We start from the raw sequence: 16,966 nt of genomic DNA, 5'->3' as shown, positions 1-16,966 counted from the left end.
CGCCTGACGCGGATTGCCGCCGAGCGCAAGAGGAAGACACTGGCCTGAACGTGGTTTTCGCGTTACACTTGCGCGCAAGACCCCGAAAAACAGGGGCGGGCAGGCAGACAGTGGCAAAGGCAGGCATAGCGGTTACCCATGACTGAGATGGTGTATGGCGCGGTCCCGGAACGGGCCGGCGAACCGATTCTTCCCAAATGGTGGAGAACGGTGGACAAGTGGTCGCTGTCGAGCGTCATGATCCTGTTCGCGATCGGTCTGCTGCTGGGCTTTGCCGCCTCGGTGCCGCTGGCCGAACGCAACGGTCTCAACCCGTTCTACTATGTCCATCGGCAGGCGCTGTTCGGCGGGCTGGCGATGGTGGTGATGCTGGTCACCTCGATGATGTCGCCGAAACTGGTGCGGCGGCTGGCGGTGCTGGGGTTCCTGGGCGCCTTCGTGGCGGTGGCGCTGCTGCCCCTGTTCGGGACCGATTTCGGCAAGGGCGCGATGCGCTGGTATTCGCTGGGGTTCGGGTCGGTGCAGCCGTCGGAGTTTCTCAAGCCCGCCTTCGTGGTGACGGCGGCCTGGCTGATGGCCGCGTCCAAGGAGATCAACGGCCCGCCGGGGCGCGCGTGGTCGCTGGCGCTGTGCCTGGCGATCGTGGCGATGCTGGTGATGCAGCCCGATTTCGGGCAGGCCTGCCTGGTCCTGTTCGGGTGGGCGGTGATGTATTTCGTGGCCGGCGCGCCGATGGTGCTGTTGCTGGCCATGGCGGGGCTGGCGATCCTGGGCGGGACGGTGGCCTATTCCAATTCGGAACATTTCGCGCGCCGGATCGACGGGTTCCTCAACCCCGAGGTCGATCCGCGCACCCAGCTGGGCTATGCCACCAATGCGATCCAGGAGGGCGGCCTCTTTGGCGTCGGCGTGGGCGAGGGGCAGGTGAAGTGGTCGCTGCCGGATGCGCACACCGATTTCATCATCGCGGTCGCGGCCGAGGAGTACGGGCTGGTGTTGGTGCTGTGCATCATCGCGCTGTTCGCGATCGTCGTGCTGCGGTCGCTGGTGCGGCTGATGCGTGAACGCGACCCGTTTATCCGGCTTGCGGGGACCGGGCTGGCCTGCGTGTTCGGCGTGCAGGCGATGATCAACATGGGCGTCGCGGTGCGCCTGTTGCCGGCCAAGGGCATGACCTTGCCCTTCGTCAGCTATGGCGGATCCTCGCTGATCGCCGGCGGCATCGCGGTGGGCATGCTGCTGGCCTTTACCCGCGCGCGTCCGCAGGGGCAGATCGAGGACATTCTCAAGGGTCGGGGTTTATGAGCGGGCGCTACCTTGTCATCGCGGCGGGCGGCACTGGTGGGCACATGTTCCCCGCCCAGGCGCTGGCCGAGGCGATGCTGAACCGCGGCTGGCGGGTGCGACTGTCCACTGATGATCGCGGCGCGCGCTATACGGGGGGCTTTCCCCACACGACCGAGATCGTGAAGGTCTCTTCGGCCACCTTCGCGCGCGGCGGGATCGCGGCCAAGGCGGTGGCGGGGCCGAAGATCGCCGCCGGGGTGCTGTCGGCCGCCTGGGAGATGTGGCGTGACCGGCCCGACGTGGTGGTGGGCTTTGGCGGCTATCCGACGATCCCGGCGCTGGGCGCGGCGGTGATGCTGGGTATCCCGCGCATGATCCACGAACAGAACGGCGTGCTGGGCCGGGTCAACCGGCTGTTCGCGACCCGCGTCGCCTGCGTGGCCTGTGGCACCTGGCCAACCGATCTGCCCGAAGGCACGAACGGCATCCATGTCGGCAACCCGGTGCGGCGCGCGGTGCTGGAACGCGCCGGCGCCCCCTATATCCCGCCGGGCGACTACCCGATGTCGATTCTGGTGATGGGCGGCAGCCAAGGCGCGCGGATCCTGTCGGACGTGGCCCCCGCCGCCATTGCTGACCTGCCCGAAGAGATCCGCCGCCACCTGCGCGTCAGCCATCAGGCCCGGCCAGAGGACGTGGATCGCGTCACCGCGGCCTATGCGCGGGCCGGGATCGACGCGGACGTGCAGCCCTTTTTTCACGACGTGCCCGCCCGCATGGCCGAAGCGCAACTGGTGATCAGCCGCGCCGGCGCCTCGTCGATCGCGGACCTGACCGTGATCGGACGGCCGTCGATCCTGATCCCCTATGCCGCGGCCGCCGCCGACCACCAGACCGCGAATGCCCGAGGTCTCGTGCAGGTCGAGGCCGCGATCATGATCCCCGAGAATGCGCTTGACGCCGCTACGCTGACCGCGCAAATGGCGGCGATCCTGACCAACCCGCAGGCGGCGATCCACATGGCCCATGCCGCCCTCGCCGCCGGCATGCCGGATGCGACCGAGCGGCTCGTGGCGCTGGTCGAGGAACTGGCAGAGACAGACAAGGAACAGCCATGACTCCCGTCACCAAGCTTCCCGGCGATGTCGGCCCGATCCATTTCGTCGGGATCGGCGGCATCGGTATGTCCGGCATCGCCGAGGTGCTGTTGAACCTGGGCTATGACGTGCAGGGGTCGGACCTGAAGCCGTCGAAGATCACCGAGCGCCTCTTGGGGATGGGCGCGCGGGTCTTCATCGGCCAGCGGCCCGAGAACCTCGAAGGTGCCGCCGTGGTCGTGATCTCGTCGGCGATCAAGCCGGGCAACCCCGAACTGGACGAAGCGCGCGCGCGCGGCCTGCCGGTGGTGCGCCGGGCCGACATGCTGGCGGAACTGATGCGGTTGAAATCCAACGTCGCGGTCGCCGGCACCCACGGCAAGACCACCACCACGACCATGGTGGCAACGCTGCTGGACGCGGGCGGGTTCGACCCGACCGTGGTGAATGGCGGCATTATCCACGCCTATGGGTCCAACGCGCGGATGGGGCAGGGCGAATGGATGGTGGTCGAGGCCGACGAAAGCGACGGCAGCTTCAACCGCCTGCCGGCGACGGTGGCGATCGTCACCAATATCGACGCCGAACACATGGAGCACTGGGGCAGCATCGAGAACCTGCGTCAGGGTTTCTATGACTTCGTATCGAACATCCCCTTCTACGGGCTGGCGATCTGCTGCACCGATCACGCCGAGGTGCAGGCGCTGGTGGGCCGGATCACCGACCGGCGCGTGGTTACCTATGGTTTCAACGCGCAGGCCGACGTGCGCGCGCTGAACCTGCGCTATGAAAGGGGCGTGGCGCATTTCGACGTCGCGCTTCAGGCCGAGGAGATCGTGATCGAGGGCTGCACCCTGCCGATGCCCGGCGATCACAACGTGTCGAACGCGCTGGCCGCCGTGGCGGTGGCCCGGCATCTGGGCATGAAGGGCGAAGAAATCCGTGCCGCGCTGGCTGCCTTCGGAGGGGTGAACCGCCGCTTTACCAAGGTCGGCGAGGTGAACGGCGTGCCGATCATCGACGATTACGGCCACCACCCGGTGGAAATTGCCGCCGTGCTCAGGGCTGCCCGGCAAGCGACCGAAGGCCGGGTGATCGCCGTGCATCAGCCGCATCGCTATACGCGGCTGTCGAGCCTGTTCGACGATTTCTGTGCCTGTTTCAACGAGGCCGACGTGGTCGGCATCTCCGAGGTCTATGCCGCCGGCGAAGACCCCATTCCCGGCGCGACGCGCGACGATCTCGTGGCCGGGCTGATCCGCCACGGGCACCGCCACGCGCGGGCCATTCTGGACGACGCCGACCTGGAGCGGCTCGTGCGGGAACAGGCCCGCCCCGGCGATATCGTCGTCTGCCTCGGCGCCGGCACGATCAGCGCCTGGGCCAACGCCCTGCCCGAACGGCTCAAGGACTGGAGTACATGACCGAAGGCCATCTGAAACGCCGGATCGGGCTTGGGCTTCTGACGGCCTATGGCGTCGGCGTGATGGTGGGGTCGGGCATCTATGTATTGGTGGGCGCGATCGCCGGACAGGCGGGCGTCTGGGCGCCGGTGTCGTTCCTGATCGCGGGGCTGATCGCCGCCCCCGCGGCGCTGTCCTATGCCGAGTTCTCGACCCGTCTGCCCGAAGCGGCGGGCGAGGCGGCCTATGTCGCCCAAGGGCTGCGCAGCCCGGCGCTCGCGCTGCTGGTGGGGTTGGGCATCGTCGCCTCGGGCACGATTTCGGCGGGCGCCGTGCTGCGCGGCGGTGCGGGTTATCTGGCGGACGGCTTCGGCGTGCTTGAAAGCCTCGCCTTTGCCGCGATCTTTACCGCCGTGGAACTGCTGGGGCTGGTGCTGGTGATCTGGGCCGGGTTCACGGCCACCCCTTCGGCCGACTGGACCGCCCCGGCCGCGCCGGTCTGGTCGGGGATCGGTGTCGCGGCGGTGCTGGCCTTCTTTGCCTTCATCGGATTTGAGGACATCGTCAACATGGCCGAGGAAACCCACGATCCGACGCGCACCCTGCCGCGCGCGATTCTCATTTCTCTGGCGATCACGGCCACGATCTATGCGCTGGTCGCCTGGGCCGCGGTGCGTGCCGTGCCGCTGGGCCAATTGGCAGCCTCGGACAGTCCGTTGGCGCTGGTCTGGCAGACCTCGCGGGGCGACAATGCGGCGTTTCTGTCGGCGATCGCCGTCTTTGCCGCATTGAACGGGGTGCTGGCGCAGATCGTCATGGCCGCGCGCGTTCTGTTCGGGCTGGGCCGCCGGACGCCGGCGCTTGCCATTTTCCACCACGCCCATCCCCGGTTCGGCACGCCGGTCGCCGCGACGCTCTTGATCGGCACGCTGGTCATCCTCGCTGCGCTGTTCGTTCGCCTGACCACGCTGGCCGAAATGACGTCTGCGATCCTTCTGGGGGTGTTCACGCTGGTGAACCTGGCGCTGATTTTGGAAAAGCGCCGCGAGCCCGACGCGCCTTTCCGCACGCCGTTCTGGGTTCCGGTCGCGGGGGCGATCCTGTCGGCGGGCGGGCTTCTCTTCACGCTGGGGGCCGGGTCATGAGCGTCCCGGTCATATCGGCCGCGCTCTGGGCCGTGGCCGCGACCTTTGTCGCGCTGCTGCCGATGCGCCGGCAGTTCGTGCCGGGGCTGGCGCTGCTGATTGCCGCGCCGGGGCTGATTCTCTGGCTCGGCGCCCAACACGGCTGGGGCTGGTCATTTGCCGCGGCGCTGGGCTTCGTGTCCATGTTCCGCCGCCCGCTGGCCTTTATCGCCCGCCGCATGACGGGAGGGTCGCGCGAATGAACACCTCACTGGTTCTTGCCGCCGTCTGGGCACTGATCGCCAACGTGCTGGCAATGTTTCCCTCGCGTGACAATCACTGGCGCAATGCGTATGTGCTGATCGCCGTGGGCATCCCTATCCTGGGGTTTGTCACCTATGAAAACGGACCGTGGGTGGGGTTGATCGTGCTGGTGGCCGCAATGTCGGTTCTGCGCTGGCCGGTGATCTATCTCGTGCGCTGGGTCAGGCGGGTTCTTCGCAAGCCGGATGCCGCCGACGGATAACTGCAAGGAGCAGGACCATGAATATCGCGGCCATCTATCTCTATCTGCCGCTCGTGGCGCTGATCGGGGGCGCCATCGCCGGGTTGGTCTTCGGTCGCTTTTTCGGCGTACGGCTTCTGCTGTGGCTTCTCGGCGCGATCGGCGCCGTTGCTCTGTTGCTGGTGATCTACCTCACCACGATCGGCCCCGGCGAAGAGCAAGCCGCCTTCGTGCCCTTTGCCGCGCTGACCGGGCTGGTCTTTCCCGCGATTTTCGGGGCGATCATGGGCGGCGTCGCGGGGCGGGCGCTGGGAGGGCGGGCCGGCCGCCGCTAACCTGTCACAGGTCCTGGGCCGCCGGACCGCGCATGGCTTGGACGGGGCCGTTCAGTCGGCCGCCGGACCGGGCAACGCCTTCAGATAGGCGGCGATGGCAAGGCGATCCTCGGCCGACAGATGCGCGAGGTTTTCGACGACCTGCGCCATCTCGCCGCCGGCGCTGTCGTAATCGGGCGTGAATCCGGTTTCCAGGTAATAGGCGATGTCCGCCGCGCTCCATGTCAGCTTGTCAGGCGTCAGCGGCGGGATCCTGCCCTTGCCCGAGGGGTTCGGTGCCCCCTGCATCCAGCGCGCCACGTCCAGCCCGCCCAACGCGTCGCGTGGCGTGTGGCATTCGGCGCAATGGCCCAGTGCCTCGACCAGGTAGCGGCCGCGCCGCAACTGCGGATCGTCCCCGGCCTCAAGCACCCAGTCAGGCGACAGGTTCAGCCTTTTCCACAGCCCCAGCCCGCGCCGGACGTTGAAGGGAAAGCCCAGCTCATGCGCCGCGCTGGGCGAATCGGACGGGGGCAGGGTGTCCAGATAGGCCTTCAGGTTCGCAACGTCCTGCAGCGTCATCCGCGTGTAGGTGGTATAGGGCAGGGCGGGATAGTAATGCCGACCGTCCGGCGACACCCCGGCGATCAGCGCGTTCGCCAGATCCTGCGTGCTCCAGCCGCCGATGCCCTGCGGCGACGGAGAGATGTTGGGCGCGACGAACGTGCCGAACGGGCTCTCGATGCGATAGCCGCCTGCAAGAACCAGCCGGGCCGCGCCCTTGGCGCCCGGCGCGGCGTGGCAACTGGCGCAACCCGCCGCCCAGAATACGGTTTCGCCCCTCCCGGCGTCACCCACGAGGTCCGCGGTGGCGTCATCAGGCAGCGGACGTGGCCCCGTCAGCCACCAGAACGCCGCCCCGGTCAGCAGGGCGGCGGCGATCAGCCAGCGAATCAGGCGCATGTCTTCGGAGGATCACTTCGGCTTGGCGCGGAACATCTCGTGGCAGCCCTTGCAGGATTTGCCTGCGCCGCCCATGGCCGGACCCAATGCCTCGCGCCCGTTGCCGGCCGCGGCCTGCAGGCCCTTGGCCGCCTCGCCGAACGCCATCCATGCCTTGGCAAAGTCGTCCGGCTTCTCCCAGATCGCCGCCAGCGCGCCGGTATGCATCGAACTGTCGTTGTCGGTGCCCTCGGGCCAGAGGTTGCTCTGGTCTATCATCGACACCGCCACCAGAGTATCCGCGGCCTTCTGGGCCCGCGCGGCGTCATAGGTGACTTCGCCCTTGGCCATGCCGCCCAGAACGCCCATGTTCAGAGCCATGATCCGCATCATCCCCTGCCGCGCCTTTTCCTGTGCGCTGGGGCCGTCCTGGGCCAAGGCCATTGGGGCCGAGAATGCGATTGCAACGGCGGCGAAAAGGGTCAACGGTTTCATGGTATCCTCCCGGAAAATTCGATAACTCGCCCGATCAGTTGACCGTTGCCGTGCCGGGCATGTCAAATCGCGGTTTTGTGAACAGGTCTGATTTGATGCACTCTGTCCCTGCGCCCGTGCACAGCGAATGACGGCCTTGCGCGGCGCGCATGACGCAGGGGAAATCGATTGATGCGGCGGCAGAGATAGTTTAACGCTAAACTAGTTTCAGAACCGCCTGGGCCGAGAGGGACATATGGCAGCACGAACCTTTGATCTGATCGTTATCGGCGCGGGCCCCGGCGGCTATGTCGCCGCCATCCGCGCCGCGCAACTGGGGCTCAAGACCTGCGTGGTCGAGCGCGAACACCTGGGCGGCATCTGCCTGAACTGGGGCTGCATCCCGACCAAGGCGCTCTTGCGCTCGGCCGAGGTGTTCCACCTGATGCACCGGGCCGGGGAATTCGGCCTGTCCGCCGAAAAGATCGGCTATGATCTCGACGCGGTGGTGAAACGGTCGCGCGGGGTGGCGAAACAGCTGAACGCGGGCGTCGGGCACCTGCTGAAAAAGAACAAGGTGGCCGTGATCATGGGCGAAGCGACCCTGCCGGCCCGTGGCAAGGTCAGCGTCAAGACCGAAAAGGGAACCGAAGAGATCGCGGCCGGGAACATCATCCTTGCCACCGGCGCGAGAGCGCGCGAGCTGCCGGGGCTCGAGGCCGACGGCGATCTGGTCTGGACCTATCGCCACGCGCTGACCCCGCCGCGGATGCCGAAAAAGCTGCTGGTGATCGGTTCGGGGGCGATCGGGATCGAATTCGCCAGCTTCTTCAACACGCTGGGCGCTAATACCACCGTGGTCGAGGTGCTGGATCGCGTGCTGCCGGTGGAAGATGCCGAGATAAGCGCGTTTGCCAAGAAGGCTTTCCAGAAGCAGGGCATGAAGATCATGGAAAAATCCATGGTCAAGCAGCTGGATCGGGCAGGCGGCAAGGTGACCGCCCATATCGAAACCGGCGGCAAGGTGGAAAAGCACGAATTCGACACCGTGATTTCCGCCGTCGGCATCGTCGGCAATGTCGAGGGGCTGGGGCTCGAGGCGCTGGGCGTCCGGATCGACCGCTCCCATGTCGTGACCGACGAATTCTGCCGCACCGGGGTCGAGGGGCTCTATGCCATCGGCGACATCGCCGGCGCGCCGTGGCTTGCGCACAAGGCCAGCCACGAAGGCGTGATGGTGGCCGAACTGATCGCGGGCAAGACGGTCCACCCGATCAAGCCCGAATCGATTCCCGGCTGCACCTATTGCCACCCGCAGGTGGCCAGCGTCGGCCTGACCGAGGCGAAGGCGAAGGAACTGGGATACGAGGTCAGGGTCGGGCGTTTCCCCTTCATCGGCAACGGCAAGGCGATTGCGCTGGGCGAACCCGAAGGCCTGGTCAAGACCGTGTTCGACGCCAAAACCGGCGAGCTTCTGGGCGCGCACATGATCGGCGCCGAGGTCACCGAGATGATCCAGGGCTATGTGATCGGCCGGCAGCTGGAGACGACCGAGGAAGACCTGATGCACGCAGTGTTCCCGCATCCCACCCTGTCGGAGATGATGCACGAAAGCGTGCTGGACGCCTTCGGTCGTGTGATTCACATCTGAGATTGCGCGAAGAAAAAGGGGGCGGGCGTCAGTGAACGCCCAGCCCCATTTCCATCAGCGTCCGCCGCACCACGGGCAGGGAATAGAACGCGTTCAGCCCCATCGCGCGGATGTCGCGCAGCGGCCGGGCCGAGGCCATCGAGGTCCGGTTGAGCAGGTCGATACCCCAGACCCGCAGTTCCACGTCGCGGATCCGAGCCTTGTGATAGGCCTCCAGCATCGCCGCGTCGCCCAGGCCCTCGGGCCGTGCCTGTGCCAGATCCAGCAGCGTCGCCAGATCGCGCAGCGACATGTTCAGCCCCTGTGCGCCGATGGGGGGCACCACATGCGCGGCCTCGGCGATCAGCGCCAGCCGCTGGCCCGCCAGCCGTTCGGCCCGCTGGCTGATGATCGACCAGATGGTCCGGCGCGAGGCCAGCCTGAGCGGTCCGAACAGCCCGCAGGAGCGTTCGGTCATGGCCTGCTCGAAGGCGTCGGGCTCCATGTTCAGCAGCTCCAGCGCCCGCGGCCCCCGCTCCATCCAGACGATGGCGGAGGAGGGCTGGCCGTCGTGGTCCGGCAGCGGCACCAGCGTGAACGGCCCGCCGCTTCGATGGATCTCGGTCGAGACGTTGTCATGCGGGATCGGGTGGGTGACGGCAAAGGCCAGCGCCTTCTGCCCGTATCGCAGCGTGTGCACGCCGATCCCGGCGGCTTCGCGCATGGGCGAGTTGCGGCCATCCGCCGCGACCACCATACGGGCGCGAATGCGCGAGCCGTCGGTCAGCCCGACACGCGCCTCGATCTCGCGGGTGAACAGCGAATTGGTGCCGGTGCCGGGGCGGAAATCGACATTGGGCAGGGTGGCCAGATGCGCCACCATCTCGCGCCGCAAGAGCCAGTTGGGCAGGTTCCAGCCAAACGGCCGGTCCGAGATGTCGGCGGCGTTGAAATCGCGCACCACGCGGGGCTCCGGCGTTTCGCCTCCCGCATCGACGATGCGCATGATCTGCAGGGGCGCCGCGTGGTCGGCCAGCCGCGCCCACAGGCCGCAGCGGTCCAGAAGCTCTTGCGCCGGTTGCAGGAACGCGGTGGTGCGCAGGTCGGACCCGTCCACGTCGCGTTCGGTGATGGGCGGGTCGGGATCCACGCAGATCACGTCGAACCCCGCAGCGCCGAATGCGGCGGCCGCGGTCAGCCCCGCGATGCCGCCGCCCGAGATCAGAATGTCGCAGTCACGCATCATCGCCTTTTCCTTTCGCGGCGGACCATAAGCCGCGGCGCGATCCGATCCAAGCGCCAAGCGGCGCCTGCGACATGCGGGCCGGTCAGCCCCAGGTCAGAAGCACGATGATCACCCACGTCACGGGCACCAGCACCAGCGCCGGCAGCACGATGCCCGGCACGCCGAGCACGGCGATCGAACCGGCCCAGGCGGCCAGAAGCAGAATGACGAACGCCCAGAAAAAGCCGGTTCCATCGGTCGGCTCGGCGTGATCGCCGGACAGGTTGGCGGAGGCAATGTCGGTCATGTCGGTATCCTTGATTGAGAGGAGGAGCCGGCGATTTAAGGGCCTTCCTGCAGGTTTGAAACGCGCGGAATGTCGCAGGCGCGGCAAGCCGCCTTCCCGTCAGGTCAGGCGGTTCAGAAAGGACGCCAGGTCGTCGGTATGGTGATGGATGTGGTCGGCCTCGTGCGGCTGCGGCGCGACGTGAACGGTGCGCATCCCCATCGCGTGCGGGGCGGCCAGGTTGCGGGGGTCGTCTTCGAACATAGCGGCCTTGCGAGGTTGAATGCCGTCCAGCGCGAAGACCGCCTCGAAGGCGGCGCGTTCGGGTTTGGGGCGAAACGCCGCATGCTCGACCCCATAGACGGCGTCGAAGACCTCCGACAGGCCCCGCGCCTCGAGCACGCGGCGGGCATAGGGGGCGGATCCGTTGGTATAGACGATCCGCCGGCCCGGCAGTTGCGCGATCCGCTCGGCCAGGTCGGGGTCGGGGTCCAGATGGTCCAGCGAGATGTCGTGCACCTCGGTCAGATAGGGCGCGGGGTCCACGCCGTGTTCATGCATCAGCCCCGCCAGGGTGGTGCCGTAGAGCTGCCAGTAGCGGCGGCGCAGGCGGTCGGCCTCGTCGCGCGCAACTCCCAGCGCCTCCATCACGAACCGCGTCATCCGCAGCTCGATCTGGTCGAACAGGCGCGCCTGCGGCGGATAGAGCGTGTTGTCGAGATCGAACACCCAGTGTTCGACATGGGAAAAGTCCGCCTTCACCATGCCGCCGGTCTAGGACAGTTCCGCGCATCTTGCAACGGCGGGGTTGATCGCCGGCCCGCGCGGCGGATACACAGGCGGGCAGAAAGAGCACAGCCCATGAACGTGAACAAACCCCCGCAGAACGACGCCTACAGCCTCATCCTCGAGGCCATCGACAGGGGCGAGTTTCGCCCCGGCGACCGGCTGGTGGAAAGCGATCTGGCCGAGCAGTTCGGAATGTCCCGCACCCCGGTGCGCGAGGCGTTGCAGCGGCTCGAGACGCAATCCCTGCTGGAACGCGACGGGCGGTCGCTGTTCGTTGCCGCGCTCGACCACAACCAGATGGCCGAACTCTATGTCGTCCGTCGCGAGCTCGAGGCGCTGGCCGCCCGGCTGGCGGCGCGTCACGCGACCGAGGAAGAGATCCGCGTCCTGCAGGAAATGGTGCAGGAAGACGACGCGCTGGTGAACGATCCGCAGGCGTTGAGCCGTGCCAACCGGCGGTTCCATGAGCAGATCCATCTGGCATCGCACAACCGCTATCTGGTGCAGCAGTTGAAACTGGTGCATCGGACCATGGCGCTGATGGCGACGACATCGCTGGCGGTCGAGGGGCGGGGGGAACTGGCGCAGCAGGAACACCGCGCGATCGTGGACGCCATCGCCCGGCGCGACGAAGAGGCGGCGGCCAAGGCATTGCACGATCATATCTCGGCGGCCTTTGTCACCCGGCTGAAGCAGGACGCGAACAAACGGGAACGGAGCTGAGTTGGCGGGTCAATGGCCCGGCAGGTCGGCCTCGGCCTGGCCGTGCTGGGTCTTGTCCCAGTAAAAGGGGATCCAGCAAAGTTCGAACAGCGCCTTGTAAGCTGCCAGGGCCCCCAGCGGATAGTAGAGCACCATCGCCGGCACCCACGGCAGCAGGAAGCGGCGTTCCCTTGCCCAGACGGCAGAGATCCCGACGCACAGGTTCACCACCTCGGCCGCGATCATCAGCGTGAACATCGGCTCCAGCAGCCCGCCGGGGAGGATGTCCGCGGCTGGATGCGGCAGACCGAAGGCCACGGGCCAGAACGACCACAGGATTGGCGCCAGAAGGAACTGCCCCAGCGTGCCAAGGAAGAAGGCCTGAAATCCGAAGAAACGCCATGCGCCCAGATCCCGAAACAGGCCAAGCGGGTTCCGCATGTGCACCAGATAGGTCACCATGAACCCCTTGAGCCAGCGCGACCGCTGCCGCACCCACGGCCAGGCGCGGTGGTTGGCCTCTTCGAAGGTGGTGGTGTCGATGATCTCGGTGCGATAGCCCGCGCGGCACAGCCGCACGCCCAAATCGGCGTCTTCGGTCACGTTATGCGCGTCCCAGCCGCCGAGCTGTTCCAGAATGTCGCGGCGAAAATACAGCGTCGTCCCGCCCAGCGGCACCACCAGCCGCAGCCGCGCGATGCCGGACAGCAGCACGCGGAACCAACTGGCGTATTCGATGGTAAAGCAGCGCGCCCGCCAGTTGCTGCGCGGATTGTAGAAATCGAGAATACCCTGCAGGCAAACGACCTCGGGCGGGGCATTGGCGAAACGGTCAACCACCTTTTCGATCTGCGACGGTTCGGGGGCGTCCTCGGCATCCCAGATGCCGATGATCTCGCCCTTGCAGAAGTCCAGCGCGTAATTCATTGCCCGGGGCTTGGTGGTCAGGGGGCCGTCCTCGGGCACCTCGATCACCCGTATCCAATGGGGCAGCTTGGTCCGCGCCAGCGCCTCGCGGGTGATGTCGTCCTTTTCTTCCAGCACCAGGACCACGTCCAGCAGCGCCTTGGGATAGGTGAGTCTCTGCAACCGTTTCAGCAAGGCTCCGGCGATTTCCTGTTCGTGGAAGAGCGGCACCATAACCGAAACCCGCGGCAGGCGAACGCAGGCATCGGCACCGGGCGCGGTGAGGCCGGCCGCCATCCGGGCAAGGCCGCCCATTATGCGCAACGAGCAGAACAGCGCCAGCGTTCCGAAAGCCAGCAGCAACAGCCCGCCGAACACCGCCGCCGGCGCAGACAGAAGCACGGCGGCAGCCGCGGCAAGGGTCGCGAACATCGCCGCCCGCGACATGCCGCTCCAAGTGCGGCAACTCAGGCGCGGCTCGACCCGGGCGCTGGCGCGCGCGATCAACTGATCGTTGAAAGCATCCGCCGTGGCCTTCTGGATCCCCGTTTCACTTGCGATGACGGGCCGAACCTTTTCGCCCAGACGCGACAGACCGTCTTTGACCGCGGCAAATCGGGCCGGGTCGGCGGTGGCGATCAGAAGGACGCCATTGTGCCGCGCCCAGGCCAGCGCGCGATGCCGGAGCCAGAAATCGGCGGGCATCAGGCGGCACAGGTCGGGGTCGGGCGGTTCCGCGGACAGATCAACCTGGATCGTGTCGAATTGCCGTGCCAGGGCGTCCAGGATCACCTCTTCCCGCAGCCAGCCTTCTGACACCAGGATCTCGCCCAGCCGCGCATTCAGCCGTAGCTGTATCCCCAATGCACGGACCAGCTGCCCTTGGGTGATCTCTCCCGCCTCGACCAGGATTTGTCCCAGCCGCGCCGGCTGCGAGAGCCTCGGCGCGGCTGAGTGGTTCTGAGAGACAACCTGAAGATGTGGGGAACGCATCCTGCGGGTCCGTTGTGCGACTACCGCAGGTTTTGGTAAAACAGGTTAACGGTCGGTTAAAACACTGCCGTGAAAAGCAAAATCGGGTGGGTCAGGCGACGGCTTTGCGCCGGGCCATGGCATCCGCGAAGCGTTCGAACAGATAAAAGCTGTCCTGCGGGCCGGGGCTTGCTTCGGGGTGGTACTGGACGGACCAGACCGGACGGTCCACCATGCGAATGCCGCAGTTGGAGCCGTCGAACAGCGACCGATGGGTTTCCACCACGCCCGCGGGCAGCGTCTGGGCATCCACGGCGAAACCGTGGTTCATTGAGGTGATCTCGACCTTGCCGGTTTCCAGATCCTTGACCGGGTGGTTGGCGCCGTGGTGGCCGTGGTTCATCTTGACCGTCCTCGCCCCCAGCGCCAGCGCCAGCATCTGGTGGCCCAGGCAGATGCCGAAGACCGGCAGATCGGTGCTGTCGAGGATTTCGCGGATCATCGGCACGGCATATTCGCCGGTGGCCGCCGGGTCGCCGGGGCCGTTGGACAGGAACACGCCGTCGGGGTCATGTGCCAGCACCTCGGCCGCGGTCGAGGTGGCCGGCAGAACGGTCACGTCGCAGCCCACGCTGGCCAGGCAGCGCAGGATGTTGCGCTTGGCCCCATAGTCCAGCGCCACCACCTTGTGCACCGGGTTTTCCTGCCGCCTGTAACCGTCCGGCCAGGCCCAGCGCATCTCGTCCCAGCGATAGCCTTGCGCGCAGGTCACCTTTTTCGCGAGGTCCATGCCTTCGAGCCCCGCGAAACCGCGCGCCGCGGCGACCAGCGCCTCGAGGTCGAAATTTCCGTCGGGGTCGTGGGCCAGCGCCACATGCGGCGCGCCCTGCTGGCGGATCGCGCGGGTCAGACGGCGGGTGTCCACGCCGCCGATGGCGATCCGGCCACGCCGCGCCAGCCAGGTCTTGAGATCCTCGGTCGCGCGCCAGTTCGACGGTTCGGTCGGGTCCCACTTGACCACCATGCCTTCGGCAACCGGGTCGGCGGTTTCGTCATCCTCGGGGTTCACGCCCACATTGCCGACATGGGGAAAGGTGAAGGTGACGATCTGCCCGGCATAGGAGGGATCGGTCATGATCTCCTGATACCCGGTCATCGCGGTGTTGAAGCACAGCTCTGCCACCGTCTGTCCCGTGGCGCCGAATCCCTTGCCATAGAAGACAGTTCCATCGGCAAGGGCCAGGCATGCGGTGGGCTTGGTCGGGGCGGTCTGGGCCATGGCGACTCTCCGGGGCTGGGCTGGGCGGCAAATCGCCGGATACCTACGGTCAACGCGGTGGGCGGTCAAGACCGCACCGCCCGCACCCTTTCGATGGGGTCTGCCGGCACGATCGCGGGCTTTCCGTGTCGGGTTGGAGAGGCCCGCGCTGCGTCCCGGCCCGGTTGTGCGAGCGACGCCAATTCGGTAATGTCCCGTGTTCAGGTGCCATGGGGATGGACGAAAGATGGACTTGCGAACCCGAGTAGCCGAAGCCTTGAAACAGGCGATGAAGGACAAGGACGCCGCGCGGCTGTCCACGCTGCGCCTGATCAACGCAGCGATCAAGGACAAGGACATCGCGGCCCGTGGCGAAGGGCGCGAAGGCGGCGTGAGCGATGCCGAAATACTTGCGATTCTTGGAAAAATGGTAAAGCAGCGGCAGGAAAGCGCGCGCGCCTACGAAGAGGGCGGGCGGCTCGATCTGGCCGAGCGCGAGCGCACCGAGGTGGCGATCATCCAGGAGTTCCTGCCCAGACCGCTCGACGAAGAGCAGATCAAGGCCGCCGTGCGCGCCGCGGTCGAGGCGACCGGCGCGGGGTCGATTCGCGACATGGGCAAGGTGATGGCCGAGCTGAAGGGCAAGTATGCCGGCCGGATGGATTTCGGCAAGGTCGGCCCGCTGGTCAAGGAACAGCTTTGCGCCGCCAGCGGCCAGTGCTGATCTGGGCGCCGGACCGGGGGGTGATCCGGGCGGGGCGCGTCGCAGACAATCAATGATGCGCGGTGCCGTATGTCACTCGCGCCGCAAGGCACTGACAAGTTCCTCATAGAGCGAAATTCGTTCGTCCTCGGACAGAAACGCGCCGATTTCGACGGTGCGCCCGCATCCGCGCAGCGTGACATAATTGGGAACTGGCCCGCCGGATGCGTGCAGTTCCGGGGCGGCCCAGTATCGGTTGCAGTCCCATTCCTCCGCCTCTCCGGACGGATTGTGCCGTACCAGCCGCGCGCGGTGCGGGGTCAGCGTCAGCACCTCGATCACCTGCGCATCGCGCTGATTCCGCTTCAGGGCCAGCCACATGCCGCCCAGCGCGACCAGAACGAAGGGCAGCAGCCCCCAGAGTACCACCGATCCCAGCACCATCAGCAGCGGAAGCGAAATCAGCGCAAAGGTCGCCGCAACGAAGAACACGAAGCCCCCCGGCGACATGGATTGATGCGGCCAGAGATGCAATTCGCGCGTATCGGCGTCGGCGGCGTTTTCGATCCATGAATAGGGCATGGGCTGCTCGCAATGCTTGGGCCGAGCAAAGATGCAGCATTGCTCCATGTTTTGTCGAGAGAGCCCCGCGCGGAGTGCGCGCGTTTGTCTCAATCGGGGTCAGACGTGGCCGAACCTGGCCCAGCTGACCGCGTCCTCAAGCCGGTCGTCGCCCCAGAACAGTTCGCCATCCACGGTAAAGCTGGGCGCACCGAATATGCCCAGATCGCGGGCGTGATCGGTTTCGGTCTCCAGCGCCTGAACGATTTCCTCGGTCTTGGCCCGTTCTATCACGGCCATGGGATCGCGGTCGCAGCGAAAGATCGCCTCTGACAGGTTGGGATCCTCGCCCGCCGGCAGACCGTCCCGAAACCACAGCCGATAGGTTTCCATCGTGTAATGTTCCCCCCAGCCTTCGCGCATGGCCAGAATCGCCACCTGGTTGGCCAGCGCCATGTCACGGATGGGATAGGGCGCGGGCAGGCGCGCATGCAGGCCGTATTTCTCGGACCGGCGTTCGATGTCGCGCCACATGTAGGCGCGCTTGGCCGGCTTGTCCCGAAAGGGAATGTTGTTCTGTTCGATCATGATGCGGCGCACGTCGAAGGGCCGCCAGTTCACCCGCACCCCATGCGATTCGGCGTAGTCGCGCAGGCGCATCACCGTCAGAAACGTGTAAGTGCTGCCAATCGAATACCAGAAGTCGATCTGAGGCATGGGGACGCTCCTTCGCGAACCGGATCTGCGGTCACGTTAGAACAGGCGGCGCAGATCACCAAGAGCGCATC

General features: G+C 66.6%; 19 protein-coding genes. 10 read left to right on the top strand and 9 right to left on the bottom strand.

Annotated elements, in window-relative coordinates; genetic code table 11:
- Nucleotides 1-138: 138 nt before the first annotated feature.
- From ftsW to C4S70_RS05265, 7 genes are read left to right on the top strand one after another with little or no spacing between them, the layout of a single operon-like run.
- Nucleotides 139-1,305, top strand: a complete 1,167-nt coding sequence (ftsW, locus tag C4S70_RS05295; protein WP_104007076.1) for a putative lipid II flippase FtsW — start codon at nt 139-141, stop codon at nt 1,303-1,305.
- The gene (locus C4S70_RS05290) at nt 1,302-2,405 is read left to right on the top strand and encodes a UDP-N-acetylglucosamine--N-acetylmuramyl-(pentapeptide) pyrophosphoryl-undecaprenol N-acetylglucosamine transferase (protein ID WP_104007075.1); all 1,104 of its coding nucleotides are present in this window, start codon (nt 1,302-1,304) and stop codon (nt 2,403-2,405) included. Before ftsW ends, C4S70_RS05290 begins: the two co-directional genes overlap by 4 nt.
- Nucleotides 2,402-3,808, top strand: a complete 1,407-nt coding sequence (gene murC, locus C4S70_RS05285) for a UDP-N-acetylmuramate--L-alanine ligase (protein WP_104007074.1) — start codon at nt 2,402-2,404, stop codon at nt 3,806-3,808. Before C4S70_RS05290 ends, murC begins: the two co-directional genes overlap by 4 nt.
- The gene (locus C4S70_RS05280; protein ID WP_104007073.1) at nt 3,805-4,932 is read left to right on the top strand and encodes an APC family permease; all 1,128 of its coding nucleotides are present in this window, start codon (nt 3,805-3,807) and stop codon (nt 4,930-4,932) included. The genes murC and C4S70_RS05280 overlap by 4 nt, the downstream gene beginning before the upstream one ends.
- Nucleotides 4,929-5,174, top strand: coding sequence for a DUF2484 family protein (locus C4S70_RS05275; RefSeq protein WP_104007072.1), 246 nt, complete (start codon nt 4,929-4,931; stop codon nt 5,172-5,174). Before C4S70_RS05280 ends, C4S70_RS05275 begins: the two co-directional genes overlap by 4 nt.
- Nucleotides 5,171-5,437, top strand: a complete 267-nt coding sequence (locus C4S70_RS05270) for a DUF2484 family protein (protein ID WP_104007071.1) — start codon at nt 5,171-5,173, stop codon at nt 5,435-5,437. The genes C4S70_RS05275 and C4S70_RS05270 overlap by 4 nt, the downstream gene beginning before the upstream one ends.
- Before the next feature lie 17 nt (nt 5,438-5,454).
- Nucleotides 5,455-5,751 carry a hypothetical protein gene (locus C4S70_RS05265; protein ID WP_104007070.1) on the top strand — a complete coding sequence of 99 codons (297 nt, stop codon included), beginning with the start codon at nt 5,455-5,457 and terminating at the stop codon, nt 5,749-5,751.
- A gap of 51 nt (nt 5,752-5,802) precedes the next feature.
- Here the strand turns inward: C4S70_RS05265 and C4S70_RS05260 are convergent, their stop codons facing one another.
- Nucleotides 5,803-6,693, bottom strand: a complete 891-nt coding sequence (locus tag C4S70_RS05260) for a cytochrome c (protein WP_104007069.1) — start codon at nt 6,691-6,693, stop codon at nt 5,803-5,805.
- A 12-nt stretch (nt 6,694-6,705) separates the two neighbouring features.
- A complete protein-coding gene (locus C4S70_RS05255; RefSeq protein WP_104007068.1) occupies nt 6,706-7,167 on the bottom strand; it encodes a c-type cytochrome in 462 nt (153 codons plus the stop codon).
- Nucleotides 7,168-7,402: 235 nt separating this feature from the next.
- Between C4S70_RS05255 and lpdA the strand changes: the two genes are divergently transcribed.
- Nucleotides 7,403-8,797, top strand: a complete 1,395-nt coding sequence (gene lpdA, locus C4S70_RS05250; RefSeq protein WP_104007067.1) for a dihydrolipoyl dehydrogenase — start codon at nt 7,403-7,405, stop codon at nt 8,795-8,797.
- 28 nt (nt 8,798-8,825) lie between these two features.
- On the opposite strand, the gene C4S70_RS05245 is transcribed toward lpdA, so the two are convergent.
- The 3 genes from C4S70_RS05245 to C4S70_RS05235 form a co-directional block, all read right to left on the bottom strand.
- Complete coding sequence (locus tag C4S70_RS05245) at nt 8,826-10,022, bottom strand: UbiH/UbiF family hydroxylase (RefSeq protein WP_104007224.1); 1,197 nt, start codon at nt 10,020-10,022, stop codon at nt 8,826-8,828.
- Nucleotides 10,023-10,104: 82 nt separating this feature from the next.
- A complete protein-coding gene (locus tag C4S70_RS05240) occupies nt 10,105-10,308 on the bottom strand; it encodes a hypothetical protein (protein ID WP_104007066.1) in 204 nt (67 codons plus the stop codon).
- A gap of 99 nt (nt 10,309-10,407) precedes the next feature.
- Nucleotides 10,408-11,052, bottom strand: a complete 645-nt coding sequence (locus C4S70_RS05235; RefSeq protein WP_104007065.1) for a pyrimidine 5'-nucleotidase — start codon at nt 11,050-11,052, stop codon at nt 10,408-10,410.
- Between the two features lie 96 nt (nt 11,053-11,148).
- Here C4S70_RS05235 and C4S70_RS05230 point away from each other — a divergent pair, with 96 nt between their 5' ends.
- Nucleotides 11,149-11,799 carry a GntR family transcriptional regulator gene (locus tag C4S70_RS05230; protein ID WP_104007064.1) on the top strand — a complete coding sequence of 217 codons (651 nt, stop codon included), beginning with the start codon at nt 11,149-11,151 and terminating at the stop codon, nt 11,797-11,799.
- A 9-nt stretch (nt 11,800-11,808) separates the two neighbouring features.
- On the opposite strand, the gene C4S70_RS05225 is transcribed toward C4S70_RS05230, so the two are convergent.
- A complete protein-coding gene (locus C4S70_RS05225; RefSeq protein ID WP_104007063.1) occupies nt 11,809-13,677 on the bottom strand; it encodes a glycosyltransferase in 1,869 nt (622 codons plus the stop codon).
- 91 nt (nt 13,678-13,768) lie between these two features.
- Complete coding sequence (carA, locus tag C4S70_RS05220; RefSeq protein ID WP_104007062.1) at nt 13,769-14,935, bottom strand: glutamine-hydrolyzing carbamoyl-phosphate synthase small subunit; 1,167 nt, start codon at nt 14,933-14,935, stop codon at nt 13,769-13,771.
- A 226-nt stretch (nt 14,936-15,161) separates the two neighbouring features.
- On the opposite strand from carA, the gene C4S70_RS05215 reads away from it, so the two are divergent.
- Complete coding sequence (locus C4S70_RS05215) at nt 15,162-15,638, top strand: GatB/YqeY domain-containing protein (protein ID WP_104007061.1); 477 nt, start codon at nt 15,162-15,164, stop codon at nt 15,636-15,638.
- Nucleotides 15,639-15,710: 72 nt separating this feature from the next.
- On the opposite strand, the gene C4S70_RS05210 is transcribed toward C4S70_RS05215, so the two are convergent.
- On the bottom strand, nt 15,711-16,199 hold the full coding sequence (locus C4S70_RS05210) for a DUF2244 domain-containing protein (protein WP_104007060.1): 489 nt from the start codon (nt 16,197-16,199) through the stop codon (nt 15,711-15,713).
- Nucleotides 16,200-16,298: 99 nt separating this feature from the next.
- Nucleotides 16,299-16,895: a 2-hydroxychromene-2-carboxylate isomerase gene (locus C4S70_RS05205; protein WP_104007059.1), complete on the bottom strand. Its 597-nt coding sequence runs from the start codon at nt 16,893-16,895 to the stop codon at nt 16,299-16,301.
- Between the last annotated feature and the right edge of the window lie 71 nt (nt 16,896-16,966).

Origin of the sequence: Jhaorihella thermophila (assembly GCF_900108275.1) — a bacterium.
GTDB lineage: Bacteria > Pseudomonadota > Alphaproteobacteria > Rhodobacterales > Rhodobacteraceae > Jhaorihella > Jhaorihella thermophila.
This window is presented reverse-complemented; position numbering and strand designations above follow the sequence as displayed.

What these genes read in the sequence shown, in the direction of transcription:
- ftsW (WP_104007076.1), top strand. Translation starts at nt 139, where the DNA reads ATGACTGAGATGGTGTATGGCGCGGTCCCGGAACGGGCCGGCGAACCG.
- C4S70_RS05290 (WP_104007075.1), top strand. Translation starts at nt 1,302, where the DNA reads ATGAGCGGGCGCTACCTTGTCATCGCGGCGGGCGGCACTGGTGGGCAC.
- murC (WP_104007074.1), top strand. Translation starts at nt 2,402, where the DNA reads ATGACTCCCGTCACCAAGCTTCCCGGCGATGTCGGCCCGATCCATTTC.
- C4S70_RS05280 (WP_104007073.1), top strand. Translation starts at nt 3,805, where the DNA reads ATGACCGAAGGCCATCTGAAACGCCGGATCGGGCTTGGGCTTCTGACG.
- C4S70_RS05275 (WP_104007072.1), top strand. Translation starts at nt 4,929, where the DNA reads ATGAGCGTCCCGGTCATATCGGCCGCGCTCTGGGCCGTGGCCGCGACC.
- C4S70_RS05270 (WP_104007071.1), top strand. Translation starts at nt 5,171, where the DNA reads ATGAACACCTCACTGGTTCTTGCCGCCGTCTGGGCACTGATCGCCAAC.
- C4S70_RS05265 (WP_104007070.1), top strand. Translation starts at nt 5,455, where the DNA reads ATGAATATCGCGGCCATCTATCTCTATCTGCCGCTCGTGGCGCTGATC.
- C4S70_RS05260 (WP_104007069.1), bottom strand. Translation starts at nt 6,693, where the DNA reads ATGCGCCTGATTCGCTGGCTGATCGCCGCCGCCCTGCTGACCGGGGCG.
- C4S70_RS05255 (WP_104007068.1), bottom strand. Translation starts at nt 7,167, where the DNA reads ATGAAACCGTTGACCCTTTTCGCCGCCGTTGCAATCGCATTCTCGGCC.
- lpdA (WP_104007067.1), top strand. Translation starts at nt 7,403, where the DNA reads ATGGCAGCACGAACCTTTGATCTGATCGTTATCGGCGCGGGCCCCGGC.
- C4S70_RS05245 (WP_104007224.1), bottom strand. Translation starts at nt 10,022, where the DNA reads ATGATGCGTGACTGCGACATTCTGATCTCGGGCGGCGGCATCGCGGGG.
- C4S70_RS05240 (WP_104007066.1), bottom strand. Translation starts at nt 10,308, where the DNA reads ATGACCGACATTGCCTCCGCCAACCTGTCCGGCGATCACGCCGAGCCG.
- C4S70_RS05235 (WP_104007065.1), bottom strand. Translation starts at nt 11,052, where the DNA reads ATGGTGAAGGCGGACTTTTCCCATGTCGAACACTGGGTGTTCGATCTC.
- C4S70_RS05230 (WP_104007064.1), top strand. Translation starts at nt 11,149, where the DNA reads ATGAACGTGAACAAACCCCCGCAGAACGACGCCTACAGCCTCATCCTC.
- C4S70_RS05225 (WP_104007063.1), bottom strand. Translation starts at nt 13,677, where the DNA reads ATGCGTTCCCCACATCTTCAGGTTGTCTCTCAGAACCACTCAGCCGCG.
- carA (WP_104007062.1), bottom strand. Translation starts at nt 14,935, where the DNA reads ATGGCCCAGACCGCCCCGACCAAGCCCACCGCATGCCTGGCCCTTGCC.
- C4S70_RS05215 (WP_104007061.1), top strand. Translation starts at nt 15,162, where the DNA reads ATGGACTTGCGAACCCGAGTAGCCGAAGCCTTGAAACAGGCGATGAAG.
- C4S70_RS05210 (WP_104007060.1), bottom strand. Translation starts at nt 16,199, where the DNA reads ATGCCCTATTCATGGATCGAAAACGCCGCCGACGCCGATACGCGCGAA.
- C4S70_RS05205 (WP_104007059.1), bottom strand. Translation starts at nt 16,895, where the DNA reads ATGCCTCAGATCGACTTCTGGTATTCGATTGGCAGCACTTACACGTTT.